The sequence below is a fragment of the uncultured Roseobacter sp. genome (assembly GCF_947501835.1).
In the GTDB taxonomy this organism is placed as follows: domain Bacteria; phylum Pseudomonadota; class Alphaproteobacteria; order Rhodobacterales; family Rhodobacteraceae; genus Roseobacter.
Genome location: NZ_CANMXR010000011.1, coordinates 58,739 through 82,708, shown reverse-complemented (window position 1 = coordinate 82,708; position 23,970 = coordinate 58,739). Strand labels below are relative to the sequence as shown.

Below are 23,970 nucleotides of genomic sequence, written 5' to 3'. Positions count from 1 at the left end.
GATGCAATTGCATGTAACTGGCGGGCGCACCGTGACACAGGCTTCCGGGAAACTCAATCCGACCATTCCAGCGTTTTCGGGTTTTCGCGAAATGCAAAGCGGGTAATGTGGTCTTCCAGGATCCGCTTGGTTCGCTCCAATCCGTCGCGGCTCTCGGCGCGCACCTCGAATTCCAGGCGATCCGAATGCGCCGTCAGATCCGCCTGCGCCAGCGGGAAATCCACTTGCCCGGTGTCGGGCCCGTAGCGAACGTCCACCTTATGGGCAAAGTGCTTACAAAGCTGCTGAAGATAGCGGGGCGCTTTTTTGGTTTCGAAGGTACTCCGGGCGGTCGGCATTTGGATGCTCCTCTGGCGATAGGCTGGATGATGTAAAGAGGGTCACGTCGCCTCAAAATCGCACCGTTATACCAAGCGTGAGGCGACGCGGCGTGCCGTAGAAGTTGCCCCGCGTCGTCTGGTTGACCCGAGTGTAATACGTCCCGTCGAGCAGGTTTTCGACAGAGAGCTGCGCTGAGAGGGTCTCGGTAATCGGGTAGCGGGCCATTGCATCGATAACCACGTAGCTGGGCGCTTTGATCGTGCCCAGAGAGAAACTGCTGGCATAGCGCAGACCTAGGCCAAGATCTGCCCCCTGAAGCCGCCCCTCGGGCACCGTGTAGCGCCCCCAAAGAGACAGGGTGTGCGGCGAGGTCGGATCGTCATCACGATCTGTATCCACGTAGGTATAGCCGCCCGAAACCATCCAGTTTTGCCCAACGAAGCCCTGCAACAGCGCTTCGAAGCCCTTGGTTGTCGCATCACCGCTGTCCAGAAATGCGCCGGGGTTGGCCGGATCCTCAACAGCACGATTTCTGTCCTCAATGTAGAAAACCGCTGTCTGTGTGGTCAGGCTCCCGCCATTGAAGCTGCCTTTCAGGCCAACCTCAAATTGCCGGCCTTCAACCGGATCAAGCTGCGATCCATCGGCGCGCTGCTCGATCTGCGGCTGAAAAATGTCCGAGTACCCGCCATAGGCCGTCAACCGGTCATTCAGGGCATAGGCGAGGCCAATGTTGGATACGAACTGCTGTTCTTCGATGTCTGAGCGTATCAGATCCCTGCCGGTATCCCGCACCCTGCTGTCATAAAGCACATAGCGCGTGCCGACGGAGAGTTTTGTGCGCGCCCCAAGGTCAATGCGCCCCTGCGCGTAGATCCCGTATTCTTGAGTTTCCGTAAGGGTATTCAGGCGAAAGCCCGGCCCGATGCCGGGAAACGTGATGACCGGTTCGGCAATGGCGGTCGGATCGAAGGTGTTGATGTTCTGCGTCCCGGCAGAGAAGCCAAAATTCTGGCGCATCGCCTGATCGGTACTGCGGTAGTCTGCGCCAAGGGTGACCTCGCCCGTGGTAGCGAAGGCGGAGATCGGCGACGTCCAGTTCACATCGACAAAATCCGTGTCCTCCTCGAAATCCCGCGCAAAGGTCAGCAGATCGAAATCCCCGCTGAGCGGATCGACGGCGCTGTTCGGCAGGACACTACGGATCACCACGTCCCGGCTGTAGCGCCGCGCGCTGGCCTTCAGAACGCTGCCGTTGTCGAAGCGATGTTCCAGCTCTGTGAAGCCTTCGATGCTGTCACTTTCGAACCGGTTCCAATCCGCACCGATAAAGGTCTCACGCGGCACGTCCAGCAAGGTGCCATCTGTGAATGTGGGAAGACCGGAAAACCGCAATGCATCTTGAGTTTCTGCGATAAAACCGAAGGACAAGAGGGTTTGATCCGTCAAATCGACATCCAGCGCGCCGGACAGCCCCTCACGGTCGCTCTCGACAAAATCAACATAGGAATTCTTGGTGTCCGCATATCCAATGATGCGCCCGCGCACCGTGGTCTCCGCGTTGAGCGGGGCTGAATAGTCGAACTCGCCCCGGAGAGCATCAAAGGAGCCGATAGCGACCGATGCACGGCCCTGCGGCGTCGATGTCGGGCGCTTGCGCACCAGGTTAAGCGTTCCGACCGGCTCGCCCGTTCCCTGATAGACCCCCGAGGGGCCAGACAGCAGCTCAACCCTGTCAAAGAACACCAGATCCGGTGCCGTGCCATAAATGCTTAGAAACGGCCGCGGGGCGCCGTCGATGTTATATGTGAAAACCTCATGCCCGCGCGAGTAAAGCGACCCGGTATAGACATCCCCCAGTGCTGTGGTGAGGTTTGGCAACACGAAGGCCGCTTCTTCGAGGCTATTTGCATTCGCGTCTTCCAGTCGTTCGTCGGTCACAACCGTGATCGACTGAGGGATATCCCTGATGTCCACGGGCTGCCGCCCCCCAACGGTCGCCCGTTCCGTAGAATAGGACCCGGTGCCCTCGGTCGCGACGCCGTCAGAGGCTTCGACGAGGATCGGTGCAAGCTCCGTGATATCCTCTTCCGCGACGAGCGGACTAACAAGAACCACGCTGGCCAGCAGCGAAACACGAAGCGAAAACTGGGGCATTTGAAGCGCCTTTTCAAATTCTTGACTATTTTTGTCAAATTACTAATCTGCCAGGCGTTCTGGAAAGGCGCGGATCTATGCGAAATCACCAAAAACAGATGCAAAATGCGCAAGTGCCGGTTTTGAGTGGTGATCTTGGGTTTGAAGCTCTGCGCAAAAGTGCCGCGCCCTATGTCAAACGGCACCGCATGACAGTTGGGCGCCCCGCCCCCTTGCCGTGCTTCGCCGGGCAGTTCGGCATTCGGGACATCGGCGACGGGCAGACCGTACACCAGAGCCGCATTGCGCCCGAAACCGAATTTGAAACCAGCTTCATCGCTGAGACTGGCCTGCTTGTCTTAATTGTGCTTGACGGACGGCTAACGTTTTCATTGGACGGTCACGCCTATGATTTTCGCACATCCGGGCAACCTCTTGCAGTAGCCTGGACGAACCTCAAGCCGGTCGAGGTGACCCGCAGAACGGCACAACCCGACCATCTTGTCAAAGTGCAGGTACATACACCGCTCAGCTTTTTCGACGTGACCTGGAAGGCCGGCATCGGGCAGATTCTGGGCACGCATGGCAAGGTTATCTCCTGGTCCCCTGGCCTGGCCGCCTCTGAGGCCGCAGGCGGTCTGATCAAGGGCAAGGCTGTGTCCGAACCGCGCTCCCGCATGGCGGCATCGCGCTTCGCGGTTGAAGCACTGGATTCACTGCTCGAGCATCTGGAGGCGCAAGGTGATGCCGCCACCTCCCGTATCGCAGCCGCCCGCGCCTATGTAGAACAGACCGCCTCAGAACATCCGAGATTGAGCGACATTGCAGTGGCAACCGGCTTCTCTGTCAGTTCCCTGCAACGCATCTACCGCGACACATACGGTATGACCGTCATTGAACATCAGCGACGGCTGGTGCTTGAGCAGGCTCTGAGGACCCTGAGATCCGGGCGCATCTCGGTGGCGCAGGCCGCTCGTATCGCCGGTTACAGAAGCCCTTCCAATTTCAGCTCTGCCTTTGCAAAAGAATTCGGGAAACCGCCATCCCGGATTAAATCGGATGCTTGAAACGCGCCTCATCAGATCTGCACAGGGACCATCGTGCCTGAGCTAACCGCCCTTTCAGAGCGCCTGCTGGGTCAGGCCCATGCCCTGTCGCAGGCCGAGGGATGGCCACACCTGCCCAACGATTGGGGCAATATGATCGCCAATGGCAGGGGTCTGGGGCTTATGTCCGAGGGCGCGTTGATCGGGACGGTACTCTGGTGGGAGCAGACCACCCATGCAACGCTCGGCATGGTTATCGTCGCCGCCGCACATCGTCAGAGGGGTCATGGTGCACGCCTTGTAACCGAAGCGCTGAAGCAGATCGGTGAACGCAATATCCTGTTGCATGCAACCGGCGCTGGCCTGCCAGGGTATGCCAGACTGGGATTCGTTCCCGTCGGCATCATACATCAGCATCAGGGCCATGCTGCCAGACCGCCCTTGCCTGACACAGACCTTGATATCTCTCGTATGTCCGCTCGCGACGTCACAAGAATTGCAGATGTGGACAAAGCAGCGCGCGGGTGGGACAGGACGGATCTGCTTCAGGCTCTGATGCAGAAAGGGACCTGCTGGGCAGCCGCCCGCGACGGTCGGATCGTCGGCTACGCGTTGGAAAGACACGCTGGCAAGGGCAGCATCATCGGCCCGATCGTGGCCGACGCGCCCGAAACGGCGCAGGCACTTGTCACCCGGGCCCTGCACACCGCGAAAAATGCGTTTTTCAGGATTGATAGTGACCCCGGGCTTGGACTTTGCGACTGGTTGGAGGCCATCGGGCTGTCCAAGGTTGACATGGGGACGACCATGCTAAAGGGGGAGCAACCGCTCATCGAGCCCTCTGTTCCGGTAAAGTTGTACGGGTTGGCCAGTCAGGCATATGGATAGGAAACCGGCGATACCTTGCCGCGTTTCTTGACAAATCCCTGCCAAAAATCTACCCGAACCAAAGGTGATCCTTTCATCTGATCGAGCAAAACCGAGAGGCTCTGCCATACGCAGCGCCCGGTCCAGCCAGACAAATTCAAATGAATTTCGACAATCCGGCGCAGGGGTTTCCTGCACGGTTTCGACCGCATCCATGGGAGGCTGACATGATCAAGCCGTTTCTGCTGGCCATTTTGCTAATGGGCTTTTCGGCCGCTTTCGCGCAGGACGCGGCAGGGCCTGCCGCATCAACCGACACACCCGTCCTGCCAGCACCGGAAGTGGGATCGGAAACGGTCGACGTTGTACCTCCCGGCACCGGTGAGGCTGAAGCGCCTCCCCGTCCTGCGTCGGAAGCAGCACCGGAGAATACGCCGGTCGCGACAGGGCGTGTGCCGCCCTCCCCGAGCGTCGCTTCGGAACCTGGTGTGACGCATGCTGGGCCAACTGCAGAAAGCGCCCTGATACGCGCCCAGGCATTTCTTCAGGATGGCGGGCCTGTGGTCTGGGCGATTGCCGCCCTCTCCGTCATCACACTGGCGTTGATCCTGTGGAAAATCTGGCGTCTGGCACGTGTTGGTGCGTGGTCCCGTGGCAAGGCCAGTCAATCCGTTGAGCTTTTCGAAGGTGGCAATCTGGAACGGGCACTGGTGTTGGTCAGAGGCCGCCGCGGCATCCGATCAAAAGTCATGGCGACAACGCTTAGCGCAATTGAACAGCTCCCCGAGGACCGCGCCCGTGAGGAAACAGCCCGCGTGGCGAAACGCGAGCTTGCCTCTGCCAGGGTGGGTTTAGGCGCTTTGGAGTTGATCGCCACCATCGCCCCCCTTCTAGGGCTGCTGGGAACCGTGCTGGGGATGATCGCGGCGTTCCAGGCTCTGCAGGCCGCCGGATCCAAAGCGGATCCCGCCCTGCTTGCCGGGGGCATTTGGGAGGCCCTTTTGACCACAGCGGCGGGCATGACGGTCGCCATTCCCGCATCCGTGGCGCTGACGTGGTTCGAATCTGTCATCGACAGGATCAGAGGTGACATCGAAGATAATGCCACCCGCCTCTTTGTCGCCAAACAGCCGGGGCACCTGAAGATGGCGGCCCAATAACCATGGAATTCGCCCCCCCTGCCCGGCCGCGTCGAAAGCCCAGCCTCACACCAATGATCGATGTGGTGTTCCTGCTGCTGGTGTTTTTCATGCTGGCCTCACGGTTCGGATTGGATGCGGTATTGCCACTGCCTCTGGCTGCGGGTGGCGGCGCGTATAATGGTCCTCCGCGACTTGTGGACATCGCCCCGGATGCCATCACCCTGAACGGGGCGCCAACAGGCGATCTGGTCGCTGCACTCAGCCCACTGATGACCGCTCCGACCGACATGATCGTGTTGCGCGGTCGGGACGGCACCGATCTGCAACGTGTCGTTACCGTCACGGAAGAGCTGCGCGCCGCCGGGTTCACCGCCATCGTCCTGATGGAGTAACGCATGGATCTGAGCGACCCTCCCAAGCGCCGCCGCGTTGAATCCATCGTCCCGATGATCAACGTTGTGTTTCTGCTGCTGATCTTCTTTCTCATGACCTCTCAACTTGCAACACAGCCCTTTGACGTCACGCCTCCGGAAGCATCGATTGAGAACGACGCCGAGGCCGAACCGGTGTTGTTTGTGGATGAAAGCGGTCGGATGTCCTTTGATGGCGTGGAAGATGAGGCGGCGCTTTTGTCCCTAGCGGCGCGGTCAAGCGAAATGACGGTCATCCAGTTGCGCGCCGACGCGCGTCTGGAGGCGACGCGTCTTGCCCGCATTCTGAGCGATCTCGGCGCAGCTGGCCTGTCGCGGGTCGAACTCGTGGTGACACCCAAATGATGCGGTGGCTGGAATTTGCTCTCTTTACGGCCATCGCGGTCGCTCTGCATGTTGCTTTCTTCGTTGTGAAACCGGACGAGGGAGCGGAAGCGGGAGGCGTTGGCGGGGAGGAGATAATCTCGCTGCAGGCTGCCGCACCGACCGTCATCAAAATGGTCGAAGCATGGGAACGCCCGACGCAAGTGGAGACAGTACAGGACGCCGTGCTGGACCCCCCCACCGATCCCATAACCACCCGCCCTACCATGCCCTCGTTGCAAGTGCAGCAGGCGCCGCGGGCAGAAATGCGCATGGCCATCATTGATCCCGCGCCGACCCGCGACAGCCTTGAAATCGATACCGCGCCAGCTGACCCACCACCCGCACCAGAGCCTGATCCCGAAACGGTTGAAACTCCAGCACCGGATGTCGTTCCCGATGCCGCCCCAACGACCCGGCCGAAACTGAGGCCTGAGCGACAACCAGATCCGCAAACGGCCAAAACCTCCGAAGCTCAATCTGCCGGGCGCGCCGAGCGGCGGGCGGCAGGTAGCGGCGGGACTGCGCAGGCTGGCAATACCGGCGCAGCCGAGGTCGCGACCGCATCGCCGGGGCAACAGCAGCAGTTGCAGGCGGTCTGGGGTGCAAAGATCCGGGCCAAGCTTGCGCGCCAACAGCGCTACCCCCGGGGGACGCGACAAAACGGGCGTACCCAGATCATTCTGAACGTTGCACGGTCCGGACAAATCCTCGGTGTGAGCGTTGGCCGGTCTTCGGGGGTGTCCGCGTTGGATCAAGCCGCTCTGGACGCGGTAAAGCGCGCGAGACGCTTTGCGAAGGCACCCGACGATCTACCCGGTAGCAGCTTTAAATTCAGCCTTGTGCTGGATTGGCGGCGCTAGTCTGCCAAGGCGCCGATCGCCACAGCATTTGCCGCATCGCGGACATACCATCTCAGTTGCAAACACCTGATCAGCCGCGCCGCATTTCCAATCTCGAACGCGCTGGCAAAAACTTATATCCCGTTTGCCCGAAGCACGTCAGCGCGGATAGTCCCAGACAGTCAAGCAAGCACCGCTTTTGGCAAACCGGTCCCCCCAGCAGCTCGGACGTAAGACGCACAGGAGGCAAAAGGACATGCTGGCTGGCGCCATCGCCCCAACCAGGCTTTCCCCTCTCGGAGGCAGGGCGCAATATCATTCTGCGGGCTGATTTAAGTAACAGATCAGCTCATTGATCTTGCGGCTCACCTTTTGTGCCTGGGGGCACGTACAGCAGAGCAATGCGTCGGTAGGCAACTGAAGACCGATTTAGACTTCTGGGAAATCCGTCCCTCGGCTGGCGGACATCGGCGGTTGGGGTCGGCAGGTTCGTGCCCGTTTCTCGCGCCACGACAGGCAAACCCGAACGGAGAAGTTCCTGAAACCCCTTTAACTCAGGACCGAATCCTGCAAATACCGATTAAAACAGTCAGGTAAGTTTGTACCCAGCCGAGATACGACAAAATGGGACAAACATATGACGACCAGACCGCTTTCCACGCTCATCATGATCGCACACGGCCTCGGGGCCCCGGCGCTCGCTCAAGATGTACCGTTTGATCTGGGTGCCATCGTGTCCGAAGCAGAGAGCGACACAACCCTTGTACAGGATGGTTATGTTGTTGAGAGCGGTCGACAGGCCACCAAGGTGGATACCCCACTCCTGCAAATCCCGCAGGCTGTGACCGCAATCACGATAGACCAAATCGAGGATCAGGCCCCCCGGACACTGAATGAAACACTCACCTATACCGCGAGCGCTGACCCTTATTCCTTTGGCTATGACAGCCGGTTCGATGCGTTCAACCTGCGCGGCTTTCCCGCCTTCTACGATGGAATTTTCCGCGATGGATTGCGACAGTACAACTCGCCCACAGCGCTGTTTAAAAACGAACCCTACGGGCTGGAGGCGCTGACTGTCCTGAAGGGACCGGCGTCATCGCTTTATGGTGCCAGCGGTCCGGGTGGCATTGTCAATCTGGTCTCCAAACGCCCGAAGGATGAGCCCTTCCGCGAACTTCGATTTGGCTTGGGCAAGCACAGTCGCCGGGAAGTAGCGGGTGATTTTTCCGGGCCGCTGACGGGCGACGGGACGGTTCGGTACAGGCTGACAGCGCTGGCGCGGGACTCCGACACCCATCTGGAAGGGTTCCGGGATGACAAGCTCTACGTGGCCCCCGCACTGACAATTGACACGGGGCCAGACACGACCCTTACCCTGCTGGGCGAGATCAGCCAAAGCGTCACCGGGGCCACCGCGGTCTTTGTCAACCCGGTGCTCGGTCAGGTCTCTGACCTTTATGTGGCCGATCCGGCATACAACGATTTTACACAGGACCAATGGCGTTTCGGATATGAGTTCGAGCATCGGTTCAACAACGCCGTCACGCTGCGGCAAAATTTCCGCCACAGTGATGTTGACGCCGATTTGGAATACAGCGGCCTGACACCCGATGGTCTGGGAGGATTTATCCGCAACTGGGATCACTACACCGAAGACATGACTGCCACGACGGTCGACACAATGGTTCAGGTCGATTTTAAGACAGCAGCGGCCAGCCATGAGCTACTTTTTGGGCTCGATGTCACTCAATCCGACTACGATTCTGCCTTTGCCCGCAGCCTGGTCTCCTCTGCTAGTGCCGCAGCTACACCGCTCGCCGATCTGGGCGGGTTGGAGATGGAGCAGATCGGCGTCTACCTCCACGATCAGATTACATGGCAGAGCCTGAAGGCCTTTGCCTCTGTTCGTTTTGATCGGGCCGATATCGACTCGCGGGATGCGACAGGTACCCTGCAGTCGCAACGACAGACCGGCACCTCTGCCCGCCTGGGCCTCTCTTATGAGATGGCGACCGGGATAACGCCCTATATCAACCTCTCCTCGTCTTTTTTACCCGTGCCGCAACTTGTCTATGACGATGTGAACGTGGTTGTCACCCGGCCAGCCGGCCCGACCGAAGCCTTGCAGCAAGAGATTGGCGTCAAATATCAGCTGCCTGGAAGCAATAGCCTCTTGTCGGCCGCCCTTTTCAACATCGATGCCGACACCATCCGTAACAGCTCGCGCACCTATGTGGATCTCGCCCTGTCCTACGCGCTGCCGCACGTCCCCGGCACCGTCGTACAGGCCAATATTCGCAATCTCTTCGATACCCGAAAACCAACTTGTGCAAGCAGCTTTTGCTACCGCGACGAAGGACGGCTTGTCACCGTCAGCCTAACCAAGCGCTTTTGGTGGCAGCGCATCTCTCCCACGCCAGCATCATCGCGGCCATCGGCGCCGCCTATGTCGCGCAAAGCATCATCGCTGGTCTGACATGGAGCGGCCTTCCAGCGGTCCTGCGCAGCGAAGGGCCGCCACTTGACCAGATCGGCCTCTTGTCCCTTCTGATCCTGCCCTGGGCCCTTAAAGTGTTCTGGTCGCCCTGGCTCGAACGCTGGCGGCTCCCCCGGTCAGGGCAGGAACCGCTCCGGCGTGATCATGCTCTTTGGCGGACTCATTGCCGTTTCGTCCCTCATCACGGCGTCTCATACATCGAGCCGAAGCTGATCCCCGGCGCATCAGCCGGAATGGCGATCATGGCCATATCCTTTTGGCCGGGGGCGTCGCTGGTCTTCACGACGGTGAAATAGATGTCGGCCTCCCCCGCAAGGCTGACCCAGGCTTTCGCACCGCTGATGGTCCATGTGCCATCGCCGTCGTTCGTGGCGCGGGTGTACATCTTCATTGGGGGTGAGACCTGAGTCGCGTGGTCGCGGGTCGCAGCCAGGAATCCATCCAGTTTCTCAGACATTGCAGCATCCTTTCGATGGCGCGCACTGTCCTATGTCGCCAGCCATGTGGTGCCGCAACAGCGAGGCACTAAAAGCACGTGCGTTGGTAAATAGTGTTTTCAGATCTATATCGGCAAATCTTACCCGTGCGCCATCTCACGCAGTGACAGTCGATTGTCCGAAAGTGACAGAGGCGCGCCGAGGACGATCAAAGGAATGGTCATGAGCGTCAGAACGACCCGGCGCGCAGAATTGAACTGGAACGTGAGCGCGGCCAACATGACGATCACTTTGTAGGGAATACCAGCTACCAACCTGCCTTGTATTTTTGCGCCTTCCTCACTCTCCCCGCGGATGCTGATCGTGTAATCCGGGCCCAGATCGAGCGCCGTCAGGGTTAGTTCTAGGAACTGTTATACATGAGTTCCGCCCAATGTTGCTCTTCCCGGAAACGTTGATCACGCACTGCTGGTTTTCACGGCAGGTTTACGAGAACTCTAGCGTCGGTCGGAATGTCGCCACCTGATTAGGCGAGGTTAGGCCGCGACCTGTAGGCACAGAAAGGTTCGCGAGATCTTCCAGGCCGTCGCGGAAATTCTCCTGCGCACACGCAACGATGGGGATGGCATCCGTTCCCTCGCGAAAAGTCGAATAGGGTGTGCCTCTGAAAAACGTATCCATCGCGCCTGACGCATCCTAGTACGTGATGCCAAGTTCGCGCGCTTTGCCTTGGGCGATGTCGATAACCATTTTGATGGATTTTTGCCCCAATCATCCTCGTTGCATGCAAGGTTGGGGATCTGCGCGAAGCCCCTCTTTACTTGCTCTGCGGCCTCCATGAGGAAGTCGCCATCTGGGTCTGTGATCCGGATTTCGACAATGTCAGATTCCGTGCCACCCATGGAGAGGCGTGTCAGACGCGGTCTAAATGATGCGAAGTTCTCTGTGAGATGCCGCCGCGCGCGTTGCTCCATTGTCTTTGCGTCGTCAAAACTCTGTGTGTTCACTACAAAGAAAGCGCTGGCTGGATCGGTTTCCGCAGGATCCAGACCGAGCTAGAAGCGTGGACCATCATCACCGACATAGACTGTGGGGGCACGCAACCAGCGCTCAACCGCCAGGGCTTGAGCGGGTTTCTCTTCAATGGCGGTGTCAAGATAAACAAAGAGGTCCGAGCGCTGGCCGAGCGGAGACGGCTCTGCCTTTAGCACAGAGAACACGTTCGCAGAGCCAATGAAGAGGCCATAACAGAATACAATGATCAGCAGGCCCCACGGCAACAGCTTGCGCGTGATCGACCCATAGCCGTAGGCCGTGCCGATGTCGGCCGCACGGACAAACCGGCCTTTCGCCAGATGCGTGCGAAAGACCAAATTTAAAGCGGCGTCTGGCATTAAGCCGCTTGGGCGGTTGTTCCGCCCTGCTTTTGGAAGAAGCCATCCAGGGCCGCGACACCCTGATCGACTTTATCATCGAAGAAGGCCCGGAAGGCGGCTTTGCAAGGTCTCACCAGCTTGTCTCAATGGCTTTCCACTGAGTGAACCCATATCTCCGCCTCTGGTTCATGCGCGGCCCGCGTTCCGTCCGAGATGGCACCGAGCCTCTTTGCCACAGCCTTTGAGCGTGTATTCTGCGCATCTATATAGCTGCATAGCCTGTCGAACCCCAGATCCTCACAGGCCCATTTCTTGACGGCCATCGCCGCTTCCGTGGCAAAGCCTTTTCCCTCCGCGTCTTCGAATAGATGCCATGCCAACTCTACGTCCGGCCAACCCGAGTGCTTGATCAAGCCCACTCGGCCGACGGGATGCCCCGTCTGCTTTTCAACGACCGTAAAGAAGCCGAAACCGTGCCAATGCCAGTGGCCAATGCCAGTCAGAAACCCGAACCAAGCCTGTTCTGCTGTGACCGTCTCGCCCTGCGCCGCCATCGACGGGGCACTGGTCATGAAGCGGGTGAACTCAGGTAGATCACTGCGTTCGGGTCCACGCAAAACCAAACGTTGCGTCGTCAGCATGGGTGCGGTCGAGAGATTTTTCATCTGACGCCTTTCCGGTCGCAGACCTGGGTTACAGGCAAGTTCAGTGTAGTGAACGGTCGCGCATAATTGAAAGTGGCCGTTCAAACTTACAGCGGCATTCGGAACTTTTGGGCTTGGGGAGGACCTTGGACCTCTCGCAAAAAAACCGCAAATCTATGTAGCCTAACAGGTGTTCTGGAATACGAGTGCAACGTCCGCAACTCAAGTGCTGCCGCATCCGAGCCTTTCAACTTCAATCTAGGGGTGCCCGCAGGCATTACTTTTATCGATCATCTCGTCGTTCTTTCGACATTTTTCTTTCTTTTTCCCGTAACCTCCATCGACGCGGCGGCACTCCGACATCTTTCATGAAGGCGACACGGAACGAGTTGACCGGCCCATATCCGACACGTTCCGCAATTTCGGCCAAGGGCGTATTGAGGGTTCGCAGCATCTGAGGTGCGAAGATCACGCGCCATTTGCGGATGCACCCAAATGGAGCGAGTCCGAGCAACGCCTGGAAGCGCGCTGCGAAAGAGAACTGGGACACCCCGGCCTCAAAGGCTAACCTCTCCCGGGTTATGGGCCTCATTTTGTGATTGCTACCTCCGCAGCCCCCAAGGCGAAAAGATAGTATTTTTTTCAGCGACCCATCGAACCCGAACGAAAATGATTGCGCGGGTTTCAGGGGTGGCAAAAAGCCATTTGCCACGTCGCAAAAGATCAGAATAGTTGGCTTGGAGCCAACCTCTGACGAAATGCAGAACGGCGCATCCAGCGGGACAGAGGGCGCCTCTCTACCCGCAATGCCGTCTTTGACGGCAGTGTGTGACGCTGCCGTGCGGCAAGATCCTTTGCGCCGGGGTCATCCGCGTGAGCCGACAAGCCGCCGATTTTCGGCTTGGCTGTGTTATACTGCGGTGGCGGGGCGCATTCTCCAGTCGCACCCACAATTCTGACTTCCGACCTGCTTACCTATTTTATGCCTGCTATAGGAGTGCAAAATGACCGATGAAGGTATTCCAACAAATGACCTAGTGCTTGAGGGGGATCTGGTCATCATCGACGCCGCCGGTGTCGTCCGGCTGCGCTTGGATCGGGAAACCGGTTCGATTTTTGGCCACAACAGCGATGGCGAGGTGGTGCTCCGCTGGCAGGTGCCTGGCAACAACCTCAGTTTCGGGGGGCACGGACAAGACGGCGACCTGACAATTTTCGATGCGGATGCCAATACGGTTGCGGGCACCGCGCAGGCGGTCCTGCATATCAACAGCCAAACCGGCACGCTACGGATCGGCGGTAGCGGTGTGGATGGCAGAATCCTCGGTCAGGACGGTGAAAACACTCAGACATTTCTTATAGATGCCGGAGCCGGGAGTATTACGGTTGGGAACGATGGCCAGGAGGGCACGATCCAGGCAAGAAATTCTTCGGGCCAGACCACCATCCGCATGGACGCGGAAAACGGTAATATCCGCGCCGGCGGCGGCGGCGTGGATGGAGATCTGCTCCTGCGAGGTCCGGATGGCGCGCTAAGGGTGCATCTCAGCGCGGACGGTCAGCGCATGGAGATCCGAGACCCCGACGGAGAGATTACCGCCATGATGGGTGGCGATGCCAATATCCGCGCTGGCAGCAATGGGCGCACAGGCAACTTGTTTCTGTTTCCGTCGGACGCTGGCAACATATTCAGTGATGGCCAAGCCTCGATTGCCCTGAACGGTGAAACCGGCAATGCGAGTCTCGGCGGCAGTGCTGGAGACGGCGACTTGCTGTTGCGGGACACCGGTGGTGCGACGCGTGTGCACCTGAGCGCCAGCGACCAACGCCTTGAAATCCGCGATGCGGACGGGGCGATCACTTCGATGATGGGTGGCGACGCAAACATCCGTGTTGGGACCAATGGCAGATCCGGAAACGTGTATCTGTATCCAAGAGGTGCCGACGACATTTTCGACAACACCCAGGCAACCATCGAACTGAACGCCGATGCCGGAGATATCGTTCTGAGCAACGGGGATTGTGCGGAAGAATTCCGGCTCGCGACCGATGCCGCCGTCGAGGCAGGTCAGGTTGTCCGCCTGACCAAGGATGGTGGTGTCCGTGCCACGACCAGAGCCTATGACAGCCGTGTCGCCGGTGTTGTTGCGGGCGCTGGCGGATTGCGCCCCGGGATCGTGCTGGGTCGTGCTCAGGCTGGCGAAACCAGCGCGCGAGTTGCGTTGATGGGTCAGGTTTATTGCTGGGCGGATGCGGAACCCGGCGAAATAGAGATTGGCGATATCCTAGTGAGCGGTTCGCGCTTTGGCCATGCGATGCGGGCGTCCGATCCGGCAAAGGCCTTTGGCGCGATGATCGGCAAAGCCATGGAGCCGCTGGCGTGCGGGACTGGCCTGATCCGAGTGCTGGTCAACATCTCGTAAGCAAAGCGAAGGATTGTGAAAGATGGATTTTGACAGAGTTTCGGCCGCAAAACGCAACGCGGAATCTGAATTTCTTAAGCGGCCCGGGGTCGTCGGCGTTGGCGTTGGCTGGAAGTATGTCGGCGGAAGGCGCACAAACGAATTGGCCATAAGGGTCTATGTGACGGACAAGCGTGATGTTCCGCCGCCCGAACGCATCCCGCCGCAGTTCGCAGGCGTGCTGACCGATGTTATCCAGCGGCGGATCAAGCCGATGGTTCTTGCCGCGCCTGTTCCACAGGTGGCGGCTTCGGTGGATGCCAGTTCCTACGATCCATTGGTCGGCGGCATTAGCATTGGAAGCTGCCGCGAGATCGGCGGCAATGCATTTTCCGGAACGCTCGGATGTCCGGTTGTGGACCGGCAGACCGACGACCCGATGGTTTTGAGCAACTACCATGTACTTGCCCTGGACCAGATGTTCGCGGTTGGCGATCAGATCGTGCAACCATCGGTTCCCGATGCGGGGGCCTGCCCCGACGATGTCATCGGCACGTTGCAGCGCGCAGTGCTCGGCGGTCAGATCGACGCCGCTGTTGCCTCAGCTACAAACCGCGAAACACGATGCGAGATCGTCGAGATCGGCGCCCTTGGCGGGACCGGTGTGGCCGACATTGGCATGGAGGTGCGCAAACGCGGGCGCACATCGCGCGTGACTTCTGGTACGATCGACGCGCTTGACGTAGCGATCTCCGTCGATTTCGAGGGTATCGGACCGGTCATGTTCAGCAACCAGATCGAAATCACCTCGGGGGCGCGGTCGATCGCCGTCGAAGAAGGGCTGTTCATTGCAGGCGAATGGACGAATGCCCCCTCCAGCAGCAGTGGCGACGTCACGGTTGAGATGAACGCGCAAGGCATCACGGTCACCGGCCCGAACGGTTCGCTTACTCATCTGGGCGCCGCCAATACAACGTTGCGATACATGATCTACGGAAACGATCATGTCCTCATCCTCGATACGCTGGGATCGATTGGTCCGATCACGCGCCGCGTGACGTCGGTTGATTTCACCACGGTTCCTCCGTCAGAACTTATGATCCTGACCGGCGGTTCAAGCGGACCAAACATCCCCGCCCCCGTGGTTCAGTTCAGTCAGGGCGATGGATCGGTATTTTTGATCTATAGTTCGTCCGGCACGCAGCTTCAGAACCTCGCCATGTACGAAAGCCGCACCGGCGAAGCTATATTCGCCGGTCCGCCGTCGTTCATGGCAACCGGCGAAACGCGGGGCGAGGCCACCCAGGACTCCCTGATCATTCACTATTCGATCAATGGCGTGAGCAACGAGGCGATCTTTCAGTTCGCCAATCTGGCGGAGGGCGACCCCTTCTTGCTGCCAGGAGATTCAGGATCGGTCGCGGTGGACAACTCGCGGCGTGTCATCGGGTTGTTGTTTGCCGGAAACGAGGAAGAGCGCGACGAAAACGGCACCATCGTCTTAGCCGAGGGGGTGTTTGCATACGCAAATCACATCGAACCGGTGCTTGAGACATTGGAGGTCGACCTGTGCAGGTCCGCGCCGGGTGGCGGTGCAACTATTCCGGGCGGGGGTGGTGGCCTCCCACCGCCCCCGCCGCACGACTGGAAACTCAGTTTGCGAAACATAGCCGCGGACAAGATCGGGATCGTGCCCGAATTTTCGGTTCGGTTCGATGTTCTGGCGGACAGTTCGGCGCAGAATGCATCGCTGCGATCCAGATTGGTCGATCTATTAGTCGCCTGAAGACCAGCGGCTTGCCGATGCCATCCTCCGAGGAGATTCGAGACCCCGAACGAGCGTTTTCCATCCAGCACGATCCGGATCTGCTCTTCGGATGAATACTGCTGGCGCGTGGCGCGCTTGAAATCTTTGACGACCTTCTCGCCGGGGCTCTTCGTTGTCTATCGCATCGTCTAGAGCCACCATTCGTCAGGGTCATTGACGGTGATACCATCGTTGCAGATATGAAACTGGGTTTCCGCACCTGGCTGCACGGGGAACATCTTCGCCTTTTTGGGAATCAACACCCCTGAGAACAATACAGACGAGGGCAAGGCCGCCAGGGCGTGCATTGAGTGCAAGTCGTTATTTTTATGACCGTTAACCAAACGCTCGGAGTGGAGTCTAGGGGCAGTTTTGGGCGGTATCTGGTCACAATCCTTGAAGGCGGCGACGATGTGAATGAACGGCTACTGTCGAGGGGCCAGAAAGTAGCCTTCATGGATTGAGATTCACGTAAGCAGTGTGACTGCATAAGCCAGTGCAAAAAGCCATAGAAGCCCCAACAAAGCAGGATATGCCCTGTAAGCCAAAATGCCGCTCATATGTTGACCAGATCCCACGTCAGCGCCAATGAGTGAGGTATTCATAGCGTCTTGAAGGCGTGGATAGAGCTGCGCTCGCCCCCTCTTCAAAATCTCAATTTGTTTGATGCCAGCTTGTAAAGACACCCATGAGATCACGCTGCTGATCAAGCCAAGCGCTGTGCACAAGACCAGAGCCTTGGAAACTGACCCGACAATGATTTCTGACTGAGTGGATACCAAGACGCCCACGACCGCGAGCAAAATACCGTTGAAAATCAGGAACGTGTTCAAACGTCCATCGTTTAGGCCGTACTCCCCATTAATGGATGCCTGAAGCATCTCCAACTCCCACAGGAGCGTCTCGTCAATTCCATTTTTGGCGTCTTTCATATGCCAACGATAGAAACCAACATGCGTAGAGGCAATACATCCTGTTATCTCAAATGCGAGCCTAAAATTGACCATATTCCGGATGTACCCAACAGAGATGCCACACGGTTCGTCAAATAGGGATGCGGAATATCTTGAGAGCTCTTTTCCCAATAAAGAAAGTGCTTAAACAAGCGTCAGAAGTGATCTACTTTGTCGGCGGTGAAGGGAATTGGAAATTATTTCACCACGAAGAAGCCATTCTGATGTCGGCATTCGAGGTATTGCCCCCAGAAGCAAGCGAATTGCTACACCAGCAGATCAACCGGGATTTCTTTGTTGAGAGAACCAACAAGAGAATAAACGTCTTGAGGTTCTATGATGCGCATAGTGACCTGAGGGTAAACGACCCTGACTTTGAGGATAAATGGTTACGCGTCCACATGCGCGTCAATGGCAAAAAAGAGATTTCCAACGTAAATATCTATCACGGGTTTATCTTCAGCATTGAGACCCGGTCGCCCAAAAAGATGTACACCGAGGCCCAGATAAGAATTGAAAGTGGATCAGGGAGAAGCCGATAAATCGTATACGAAATCCATTGATCGATTGGAGCACGGTCGAGACTGAAGATTCAAGTCTCCTACCAATGGCCATCATCACCCGCCATATCTCAGTCCTACAGGCATTGAGTGCCTTCACATGGAAATCGATCAGCCAAAAGGCGTGCGGTCCATTGGACGACAAGGTGCAACATCCATACTCGGTCCTGCTGTCCACCCTCTTCTACGAGGTTATCGTCATCGTCGAGCGCCGGGTGCTCAGGCGTCTCGGCATGGCAACGGCGGAGTAGTTCAATTGGACTACTAGTCGCTTTAAGCACTTGAGGTTTGGAACCTAACGGCCCGTACAGGCCGTACAACCACATCCAACTGCATCACGCGCGCCACCAGTGCCCAAGACTCTAGTCCGAAATGGCTCAGAACATCAGGTCTAGACACACGTGCCCCGTGCAAAGGCATCCAATGGAGGGCGCGCCAAGTATCGGGGCAACTTCTGGTTCCAGAATGGAGACCAGGTGTTTGCAGCGTTCTCCTACGTCGCAGCGCGGCTTCCACAAAGCGGAGGTAGATCATTCTTGCAGGATTAAGGCCCTGCGGATGACAGCCCCGAAGAATTTTGCTGCCATTCGCAAATGTCGGCTTGTAGAGGCGTTGAAAAAAGGTGCATCTTGGCCCGCCCAAAACGCGTTGGTTTTGGTCAACTCTAGCCCGTACTACCGAATGTTCTGCGGCAGCCCATCACCGATCTCGTAGTAGTCGCCCTTTTCTGAAACGAAGATGTGCATCGACAACGAGGTGTTCGTCGGTCCGTCGAAGACACCCATGGCAACGGCAGTCCAGTCATGGTGGATCGGGTCCCAGAACAGCGTTGATCCGCAGGTGCCACAGAAGCCGCGCCGCACCTTCTCAGAGGAATGATACCATCGGACCGCATCCTCTCCCTCGATCCGAAGCGCCGTTCGGGGAATATCTATGGAGGCCTCGTAGTGACCGGTATGCTTGCGACATGCGGTGCAATGGCACGCGGAGGGACGCGGCAGGTCACCTTCGACTGCGATCCGCACGGCGCCGCAGAGGCAGGAGCCTTTATACATGGCGCACCCCCATCGCTTCCTGCGGTCGCGCCCGGCGCCGCGCGCCAAGTGCGCTGATCAGAGCCTTCGCCTCGGCGGAGGGTTCCTGTTCGATGCGTCGGTAGTCTGTTCCATCTCTACGGCGCGAAAGAAGCGCGCAAGAAACCATCGTGCGTCGCAGTGTTGCGGGATCGTTAAACAGGTGTTCATGCGCGAGGCGTTCGTTGACCTCCCGCTCTGGCATGGACCGGTCCGCCGGCAGCGTCGCCCAGAGCGCCCAAAGCGCAAGTGTCTGAACGCTGCGCTTTGACGGCCATCGGTTGAGACGGCCTGTGGCATCAAACTGATGCAGGGCGCGCTCTACTTTCCGCGCATCATGAGGCGGATCATCGGCAGCACGGCTCAGCCGCTGTGCCGCTGCATGCACGGAGCGCATGTGTTGGACGTTCTGATAGCCCGCCGCCCGCGCGGCCATGTTCATAAGGGTGAGGTGCGACGGACTTGCATCGCCGAGTTGTTTGGAGAGTGTGCGCACAAAGGTGGTCAGGTCTCCCGCGCGCAGCGGTAAAGGGGTCTTCGGCATGTTTCTTCCACATCGAGCACCGGTACAACATCATTGGTCGCTGGCTTAACGATGCGGCGCTCTCATCAGTTTGAGAAAATGGAATGCCGTTCGATCATATTGGCAGGTTTAGCTCTCTCAAAGGAGCAGCGACGCCTCGGTATCTGCCGACCGTGGCAGCGTTATAGCGGAAAGTGTGAAAGCAGCCAAGGTGGTCCTTGAACCAGTTAAAAACCACTCTCGACACTCAGCTCGGCTTCACTTGCATTTTTGGTCGGCGTCACCGAAACGGACGTTCGCCATGCCGCAGCAACTCGTTAGGTTTGGGCTCATACCAGAGCTCGGAGCCAGCGCAGTATTTCATGATACAGTGACCTGTCAACATCAGGGTCACCCCAAAGGTGGATGTGATTTCGCGCTCTGCTTGCCTGAGACCAAGGATGGAATGAAAGAGAACCAACCACATGGGTCATGCTCGCATTCCTAGGTTTTCACACCGGGGAAGGTCAGCGCCTGCCGGATCCAGTCTGCAAGCTGCTCTTTATCCAACTCGTCATTTTCACGGATATCCAGATACCGAGTGCCCTCCAACTTAGAGGCTTTTGACGGCATGGAATTTGAGGATGAACCATTCAGCAAGCCGATCTGGACATACTTTTTTAGCAATACATCGCGAGGAACCGACCATCCTGCTTTCCGAAGAAGGGCGTGTTCCAACGAACCTTTTTCCTGACTTCCTGAAAGACTGTTTCAACGGTCTCATTGATCTGCATACCAATCGCGTTTTTCCATGCTGACATGGCGGAGATATATGCTTTTACGGGAGCATCGCCGTCGTCCTTTGGGATGTATAGATTCCCGGTCGGTGAGTGAGCCGGTTTGTCGGTATTTGTCATCGCATCACTCTCATGGTCGCCCATTTCAGATTGCAGATGATTTAAAAAAATAGCACTCTTGCTATATAGCAATTCAGTTATATTATGGCTACCATGCAAAAGCTGGATACCGTTTTCAAAGCCCTGGCCGACCCAACGCGAAGAGCAATCCTTGCGCGCCTGGTCGAGGGCGAAGCCACGGTCGACCAGCTCAGTGAGCCATTCGATATGTCGCAACCGTCGATCTCCCGGCACCTCAAGGTCCTGGAGAATGCTGGGCTCATCTCGACCCGTATCAAAGGCACCTCGCGGCCAAGACAGATCGAAGTTCAGCCGTTCAACGCTGTTCGCGATTGGCTGGAGCAATATCGCGTGATTTGGGATGCCAATTATGCGCGGCTTGATGATGTATTGGCCGATCTCATGGATCAGGAGGAAAAGGAATGAAGCCTCTGAAGTTGAGTAGTCCCACGGACACGACAATCAAGATTATCCGCAGCTTCGACGCCCCAAGACACCTCGTCTGGCGCGCACATACCGAACCCGACCTTGTGAAGCGCTGGCTGACGGGCCCGCCAGGCCACACTATGCCGGAATGTGACATTGATCTGCGGGTGGGCGGCGCATATCGCTACGTCTGGGAATGGTCCGAAGGTCGGATGAGCGCCAACGGCGTTTACCGAGACATCGAGGACAATCGACGTCTCGTCTGCACCGAGGTATTCGACTTCGCTCCTGACAGTAAGACGCTGGTTGAACAGACCTTTACCGAACATGAGGGCCGAACGACCGTCGCCATGCGTCTCACCTATGACAGCAAGGCCACACGTGATGCGGTGTTGCAGACACCGATGGATGAGGGGCTTGAGGCCAGTTACATAAATCTTGATGCGTTGCTTCCTGAGACGGTTTAGCGCGGTCGGTCTCATATGAACGCAGCTGATCTCATAGCGGCACTAGAGGACGCGGCAGATCCAAAAAAGATCGACTGTGTAGCCAGGTTCTTTCAGGGCGATGATCCGAACACCCAGATCATGGGCGTTCCGATGCCGAAGGTCTTTCCAATCGCCAAGGCGTTTGTTGCGCTGCCACTCTCGGAAATTGACGCGCTTTTGGACGACCCTCGCTACGAGGTTCGCATGGCGGCTGTCTCCGTCATGGATTTTCAGGCGCGCAAAAAGCGATTGCCAGACGAAGACCGCAAAGCCCTGTTTGATCTGTACCTTCGCCGCCACGACCGGTTGAACAATTGGGACTTTGTTGACCGCGCTGCCCCGCACGTCATCGGCGAGTACTTACGCGACAAGGACCGGTCCATACTCGACCACCTGGCGCACTCGGTGAACCCGCATGAGCGACGCACTGCCTTGGTCAGCACATTTGCGTTCATCCGACGCGGGGATGTATCCGACACATTCCGCATCGCCGGGTCGCTGGTCGATGATGAGGATACATATGTCCAGAAAGCCATCGGCTCGTGGACGCGCGAGGCCGGTAAGAAGGACCCGGACGCTTTGGTGGCATTTCTTATGCGGCACAAAGATCGACTGCCGAAATCGACCATAGCAACCTCCACGATGCACCTCTCATCGGATCAAAGGGAGGCTTTTGGAGTGAAAGTCAGAAGGTAGGCGATGCCATCGAAACCTCAACTGCGTCACTTGTCGAAGAGTTCTCCGGTTGGGCACGCTCCGGTCATTCGGTGCTTTGAAGCGTATTTCCGGGCAACCGCCGCGCGTTGCGCGGGGCGAAGCATCACGTCGCCAAGGCTGCGTTAGTATTGGCTCTCAGAAAATCAAAGCTGTACCAACCGCTCTTGCACGGGTGAGGACTGCACGATTGACGAGTTCGTCGCGCCAAACGGCACGATCCGGTCGATGACGGCTTCCATTTCGGCCACATCGCGGACATGCGCACGGGCAACGAAACAATCCTCACCTGAAACGCGATCACAGGCGACGATCTGCAGCGTGTCCTGAATTGCCTCGATCATGTTGCCCATTTCGCCTGGCAAAGGTCGTGCGCGGATCAGGATTGTCAATCCATAACCGAGGCGGGCCGGGTCGATCCGAGCGCCATACCCGGTGATAATGCCAACGTCCTCTAAACGTCGCACTCGATCAGCAACGCTTGGTGCCGACAAGCCGACACGGCGAGACAGTTCCGCGCGCGGAATCCGTGCGTCTGCGCAAAGCTCGCGTAGAATCGCCGCATCGATTCCATCAAGCATACTTCCTTCAGATCGAAGGCATCCAGCATAATTTTCCTTCGTTTCTGCTTCTAATTCCTCAATCGACATATTTGATCTCCATATAATACATCGCTACCACCTTGCATTGTAGATTGATGAAAAATCAAGCCTCCCAGCATTCCACCCTGGCACCCGCCCCTGGTGCTATGTCACGGATTTCCGAGGCCCTTCCACCTCATGCATGGTTTGGTGTTTCTGCCGTTTTCCACTACCTCGGACCTGCCTTCGCTGTTCTCTTGTTCCCGGTTGTCGGGGTACTTGGCGTTGCATGGTTCCGCATCGCCTCGGCAGCTCTTGTTTTCGCGCCCATCACAAAGCCGTGGCGCACATTCAAGACATCAACGCCGCGCGAGCGCGGGCTTTTGTTGGCCCTGGGCGGTTGCCTGGCAGTAATGAACAGCTCATTCTATCTCGCCCTCGACCGACTGCCGATTTCACTGGTCGCCACGATCGAGTTCGTTGGCTCTATCGGGATCGCACTTTGGGGTTTGCGCACCTGCCGCAACTATCTCGCTCTTGCCTTCGCCATTATCGGCGTTGCGCTGTTGATCGATGTGCCGTCACTCCTCGCAGCGGATGCGCCTACGCTCACATCCGATCTTCTTGGCCTTTTTTGGGCGCTGCTAAATGGCGCGCTCTTCGTCCTCTATGTAGTTCTTGGGCATAGAATTTCCGAAGGCGGCGCGTCGGGAGGCGTGGAGCGTCTGGCTGCTGCCATGACGGTGGCTTTCGTCTTCGCAATGCCCATCGGATTTTTGCAAGCACTCGATGCCTTCGGCGCCCCCTTGCTGGTTCTGGCAGGTATAGGGGTCGGTATCTGTTCCTCTGTCATCCCCTACGTCTGCGACCAGCTCGCAATGGCGCGTCTACCACGCGCCAGCTTCGCCTTACTGCTGGCCCTCCTGCCCGCGACAGCAACGATTATCGGAGTAATTGTCCTGCGCCAGATCCCGAGCGCACTGGATGTGTTGGGAGTGGTACTCGTCATGATCGGCGTTGCGGTCCATAAACCCGCGCCGACGCCTGGTTCGGAGGATGCTGCCCAACCCAAATCCGGTTAGGTCTAGAATTTCATTTTTGACAAAAGAAAATGAAGGCATAAAGCAACTCCCCCTCAAATATCGCGATGACAAGAAATCTACAGCACATGCTTTCGGTGAGACAACATCGCCGTAGCCTGTCCTGTGAGAGCACCCCCCATCTACCAAGAGTACTTTCGGAGGACGCAAGAAGAGGTTGAGTGCACCGGCCCATAGCTACGCTCGCGCAAGGTGTTCCAATGCTGCGTTTGCAATTCGTATTACGAACATTCATTGCGATCTCAAAGTCTGTGCCTTTGGTTGCTCACTGATCGCTGTTCAAGACACTCATTCACTGCGGCTTTACAGGCTTCCAGTAAACGAGTTTGCATAATGGGTTGA

Annotated in this window: 28 protein-coding genes; 16 read left to right on the top strand and 12 right to left on the bottom strand. The window is 57.6% G+C overall.

Translation table 11 applies throughout. The features are described from left to right. Nucleotides 1-53: 53 nt before the first annotated feature. Both Q1A20_RS20365 and Q1A20_RS20360 read right to left on the bottom strand, forming a co-directional pair. Nucleotides 54-338 (bottom strand): DUF2218 domain-containing protein, encoded by a 285-nt coding sequence (locus Q1A20_RS20365; protein WP_299408657.1) that lies wholly within the window; start codon nt 336-338, stop codon nt 54-56. Between the two features lie 52 nt (nt 339-390). After that, nucleotides 391-2,478 (bottom strand): TonB-dependent siderophore receptor, encoded by a 2,088-nt coding sequence (locus Q1A20_RS20360; RefSeq protein ID WP_299918386.1) that lies wholly within the window; start codon nt 2,476-2,478, stop codon nt 391-393. Between the two features lie 77 nt (nt 2,479-2,555). Here Q1A20_RS20360 and Q1A20_RS20355 point away from each other — a divergent pair, with 77 nt between their 5' ends. From Q1A20_RS20355 to Q1A20_RS20320, 8 genes are all read left to right on the top strand, one after another. Next, a complete protein-coding gene (locus Q1A20_RS20355; RefSeq protein WP_299408653.1) occupies nt 2,556-3,524 on the top strand; it encodes an AraC family transcriptional regulator in 969 nt (322 codons plus the stop codon). 33 nt (nt 3,525-3,557) lie between these two features. Next, nucleotides 3,558-4,391, top strand: coding sequence for a GNAT family N-acetyltransferase (locus Q1A20_RS20350; protein WP_299408651.1), 834 nt, complete (start codon nt 3,558-3,560; stop codon nt 4,389-4,391). Nucleotides 4,392-4,597: 206 nt separating this feature from the next. Beyond that, nucleotides 4,598-5,530, top strand: a complete 933-nt coding sequence (locus Q1A20_RS20345) for a MotA/TolQ/ExbB proton channel family protein (protein WP_299408649.1) — start codon at nt 4,598-4,600, stop codon at nt 5,528-5,530. A 2-nt stretch (nt 5,531-5,532) separates the two neighbouring features. Next, nucleotides 5,533-5,904, top strand: coding sequence for a biopolymer transporter ExbD (locus Q1A20_RS20340; RefSeq protein WP_299408647.1), 372 nt, complete (start codon nt 5,533-5,535; stop codon nt 5,902-5,904). 3 nt (nt 5,905-5,907) lie between these two features. Further along, a complete protein-coding gene (locus tag Q1A20_RS20335; protein ID WP_299408645.1) occupies nt 5,908-6,288 on the top strand; it encodes a biopolymer transporter ExbD in 381 nt (126 codons plus the stop codon). Next, entirely contained in the window at nt 6,285-7,169 is an 885-nt protein-coding gene (locus Q1A20_RS20330) for a TonB family protein (RefSeq protein WP_299918382.1), read from the top strand. Before Q1A20_RS20335 ends, Q1A20_RS20330 begins: the two co-directional genes overlap by 4 nt. A gap of 616 nt (nt 7,170-7,785) precedes the next feature. Beyond that, nucleotides 7,786-9,627, top strand: a complete 1,842-nt coding sequence (locus tag Q1A20_RS20325; RefSeq protein WP_299918380.1) for a TonB-dependent receptor — start codon at nt 7,786-7,788, stop codon at nt 9,625-9,627. Then, on the top strand, nt 9,546-9,944 hold the full coding sequence (locus tag Q1A20_RS20320) for a hypothetical protein (protein WP_299408637.1): 399 nt from the start codon (nt 9,546-9,548) through the stop codon (nt 9,942-9,944). The genes Q1A20_RS20325 and Q1A20_RS20320 overlap by 82 nt, the downstream gene beginning before the upstream one ends. Here Q1A20_RS20320 and Q1A20_RS20315 read toward each other — a convergent pair. The 5 genes from Q1A20_RS20315 to Q1A20_RS26160 all read right to left on the bottom strand — a co-directional run bounded on the left by Q1A20_RS20315 (nt 9,830) and on the right by Q1A20_RS26160 (nt 12,697). Then, complete coding sequence (locus tag Q1A20_RS20315) at nt 9,830-10,105, bottom strand: acyl-CoA dehydrogenase family protein (protein ID WP_299408635.1); 276 nt, start codon at nt 10,103-10,105, stop codon at nt 9,830-9,832. The genes Q1A20_RS20320 and Q1A20_RS20315 overlap by 115 nt on opposite strands. 120 nt (nt 10,106-10,225) lie before the next feature. After that, a complete protein-coding gene (locus Q1A20_RS20310) occupies nt 10,226-10,366 on the bottom strand; it encodes a hypothetical protein (protein ID WP_299408633.1) in 141 nt (46 codons plus the stop codon). A gap of 774 nt (nt 10,367-11,140) precedes the next feature. Continuing rightward, nucleotides 11,141-11,479: a hypothetical protein gene (locus Q1A20_RS20305; RefSeq protein WP_299408632.1), complete on the bottom strand. Its 339-nt coding sequence runs from the start codon at nt 11,477-11,479 to the stop codon at nt 11,141-11,143. 125 nt (nt 11,480-11,604) lie between these two features. Beyond that, a complete protein-coding gene (locus Q1A20_RS20300; RefSeq protein WP_299918376.1) occupies nt 11,605-12,126 on the bottom strand; it encodes a GNAT family N-acetyltransferase in 522 nt (173 codons plus the stop codon). A 262-nt stretch (nt 12,127-12,388) separates the two neighbouring features. Further along, nucleotides 12,389-12,697: a helix-turn-helix transcriptional regulator gene (locus Q1A20_RS26160; RefSeq protein ID WP_367180945.1), complete on the bottom strand. Its 309-nt coding sequence runs from the start codon at nt 12,695-12,697 to the stop codon at nt 12,389-12,391. 412 nt (nt 12,698-13,109) lie between these two features. On the opposite strand from Q1A20_RS26160, the gene Q1A20_RS20295 reads away from it, so the two are divergent. Beyond that, nucleotides 13,110-14,528, top strand: coding sequence for a hypothetical protein (locus Q1A20_RS20295; RefSeq protein WP_299918374.1), 1,419 nt, complete (start codon nt 13,110-13,112; stop codon nt 14,526-14,528). Nucleotides 14,529-14,550: 22 nt separating this feature from the next. Next, nucleotides 14,551-16,293, top strand: coding sequence for a hypothetical protein (locus Q1A20_RS20290; protein ID WP_299918372.1), 1,743 nt, complete (start codon nt 14,551-14,553; stop codon nt 16,291-16,293). A 488-nt stretch (nt 16,294-16,781) separates the two neighbouring features. Here Q1A20_RS20290 and Q1A20_RS20285 read toward each other — a convergent pair whose 3' ends face one another. Next, nucleotides 16,782-17,246 carry a hypothetical protein gene (locus Q1A20_RS20285; RefSeq protein ID WP_299408623.1) on the bottom strand — a complete coding sequence of 155 codons (465 nt, stop codon included), beginning with the start codon at nt 17,244-17,246 and terminating at the stop codon, nt 16,782-16,784. A 134-nt stretch (nt 17,247-17,380) separates the two neighbouring features. On the opposite strand from Q1A20_RS20285, the gene Q1A20_RS20280 reads away from it, so the two are divergent. Continuing rightward, on the top strand, nt 17,381-17,809 hold the full coding sequence (locus Q1A20_RS20280) for a hypothetical protein (protein ID WP_299408621.1): 429 nt from the start codon (nt 17,381-17,383) through the stop codon (nt 17,807-17,809). Between the two features lie 65 nt (nt 17,810-17,874). Beyond that, nucleotides 17,875-18,078 (top strand): hypothetical protein, encoded by a 204-nt coding sequence (locus Q1A20_RS20275; protein WP_299408618.1) that lies wholly within the window; start codon nt 17,875-17,877, stop codon nt 18,076-18,078. Nucleotides 18,079-18,501: 423 nt separating this feature from the next. On the opposite strand, the gene Q1A20_RS20270 is transcribed toward Q1A20_RS20275, so the two are convergent. The 3 genes from Q1A20_RS20270 to Q1A20_RS20260 form a co-directional block, all read right to left on the bottom strand. Continuing rightward, the gene (locus tag Q1A20_RS20270; RefSeq protein WP_299408616.1) at nt 18,502-18,882 is read right to left on the bottom strand and encodes a GFA family protein; all 381 of its coding nucleotides are present in this window, start codon (nt 18,880-18,882) and stop codon (nt 18,502-18,504) included. Further along, nucleotides 18,875-19,444: a DUF2087 domain-containing protein gene (locus Q1A20_RS20265; RefSeq protein WP_299408613.1), complete on the bottom strand. Its 570-nt coding sequence runs from the start codon at nt 19,442-19,444 to the stop codon at nt 18,875-18,877. Before Q1A20_RS20265 ends, Q1A20_RS20270 begins: the two co-directional genes overlap by 8 nt. 462 nt (nt 19,445-19,906) lie before the next feature. Next, nucleotides 19,907-20,062, bottom strand: coding sequence for a hypothetical protein (locus Q1A20_RS20260; RefSeq protein WP_299409059.1), 156 nt, complete (start codon nt 20,060-20,062; stop codon nt 19,907-19,909). Nucleotides 20,063-20,412: 350 nt separating this feature from the next. Between Q1A20_RS20260 and Q1A20_RS20255 the strand changes: the two genes are divergently transcribed. From Q1A20_RS20255 to Q1A20_RS20245, 3 genes are read left to right on the top strand one after another with little or no spacing between them, the layout of a single operon-like run. Continuing rightward, complete coding sequence (locus Q1A20_RS20255) at nt 20,413-20,745, top strand: metalloregulator ArsR/SmtB family transcription factor (protein WP_299408611.1); 333 nt, start codon at nt 20,413-20,415, stop codon at nt 20,743-20,745. After that, nucleotides 20,742-21,212, top strand: coding sequence for an SRPBCC family protein (locus tag Q1A20_RS20250; RefSeq protein ID WP_299408608.1), 471 nt, complete (start codon nt 20,742-20,744; stop codon nt 21,210-21,212). The genes Q1A20_RS20255 and Q1A20_RS20250 overlap by 4 nt, the downstream gene beginning before the upstream one ends. Nucleotides 21,213-21,227: 15 nt before the next feature. Then, nucleotides 21,228-21,929, top strand: a complete 702-nt coding sequence (locus tag Q1A20_RS20245) for a DNA alkylation repair protein (RefSeq protein WP_299408605.1) — start codon at nt 21,228-21,230, stop codon at nt 21,927-21,929. Nucleotides 21,930-22,093: 164 nt separating this feature from the next. Here the strand turns inward: Q1A20_RS20245 and Q1A20_RS20240 are convergent, their stop codons facing one another. Beyond that, nucleotides 22,094-22,597, bottom strand: a complete 504-nt coding sequence (locus Q1A20_RS20240; RefSeq protein ID WP_299408603.1) for an Lrp/AsnC family transcriptional regulator — start codon at nt 22,595-22,597, stop codon at nt 22,094-22,096. 188 nt (nt 22,598-22,785) lie between these two features. Between Q1A20_RS20240 and Q1A20_RS20235 the strand changes: the two genes are divergently transcribed. Beyond that, nucleotides 22,786-23,610, top strand: coding sequence for an EamA family transporter (locus Q1A20_RS20235; protein WP_299408600.1), 825 nt, complete (start codon nt 22,786-22,788; stop codon nt 23,608-23,610). Nucleotides 23,611-23,970: the final 360 nt, after the last annotated feature.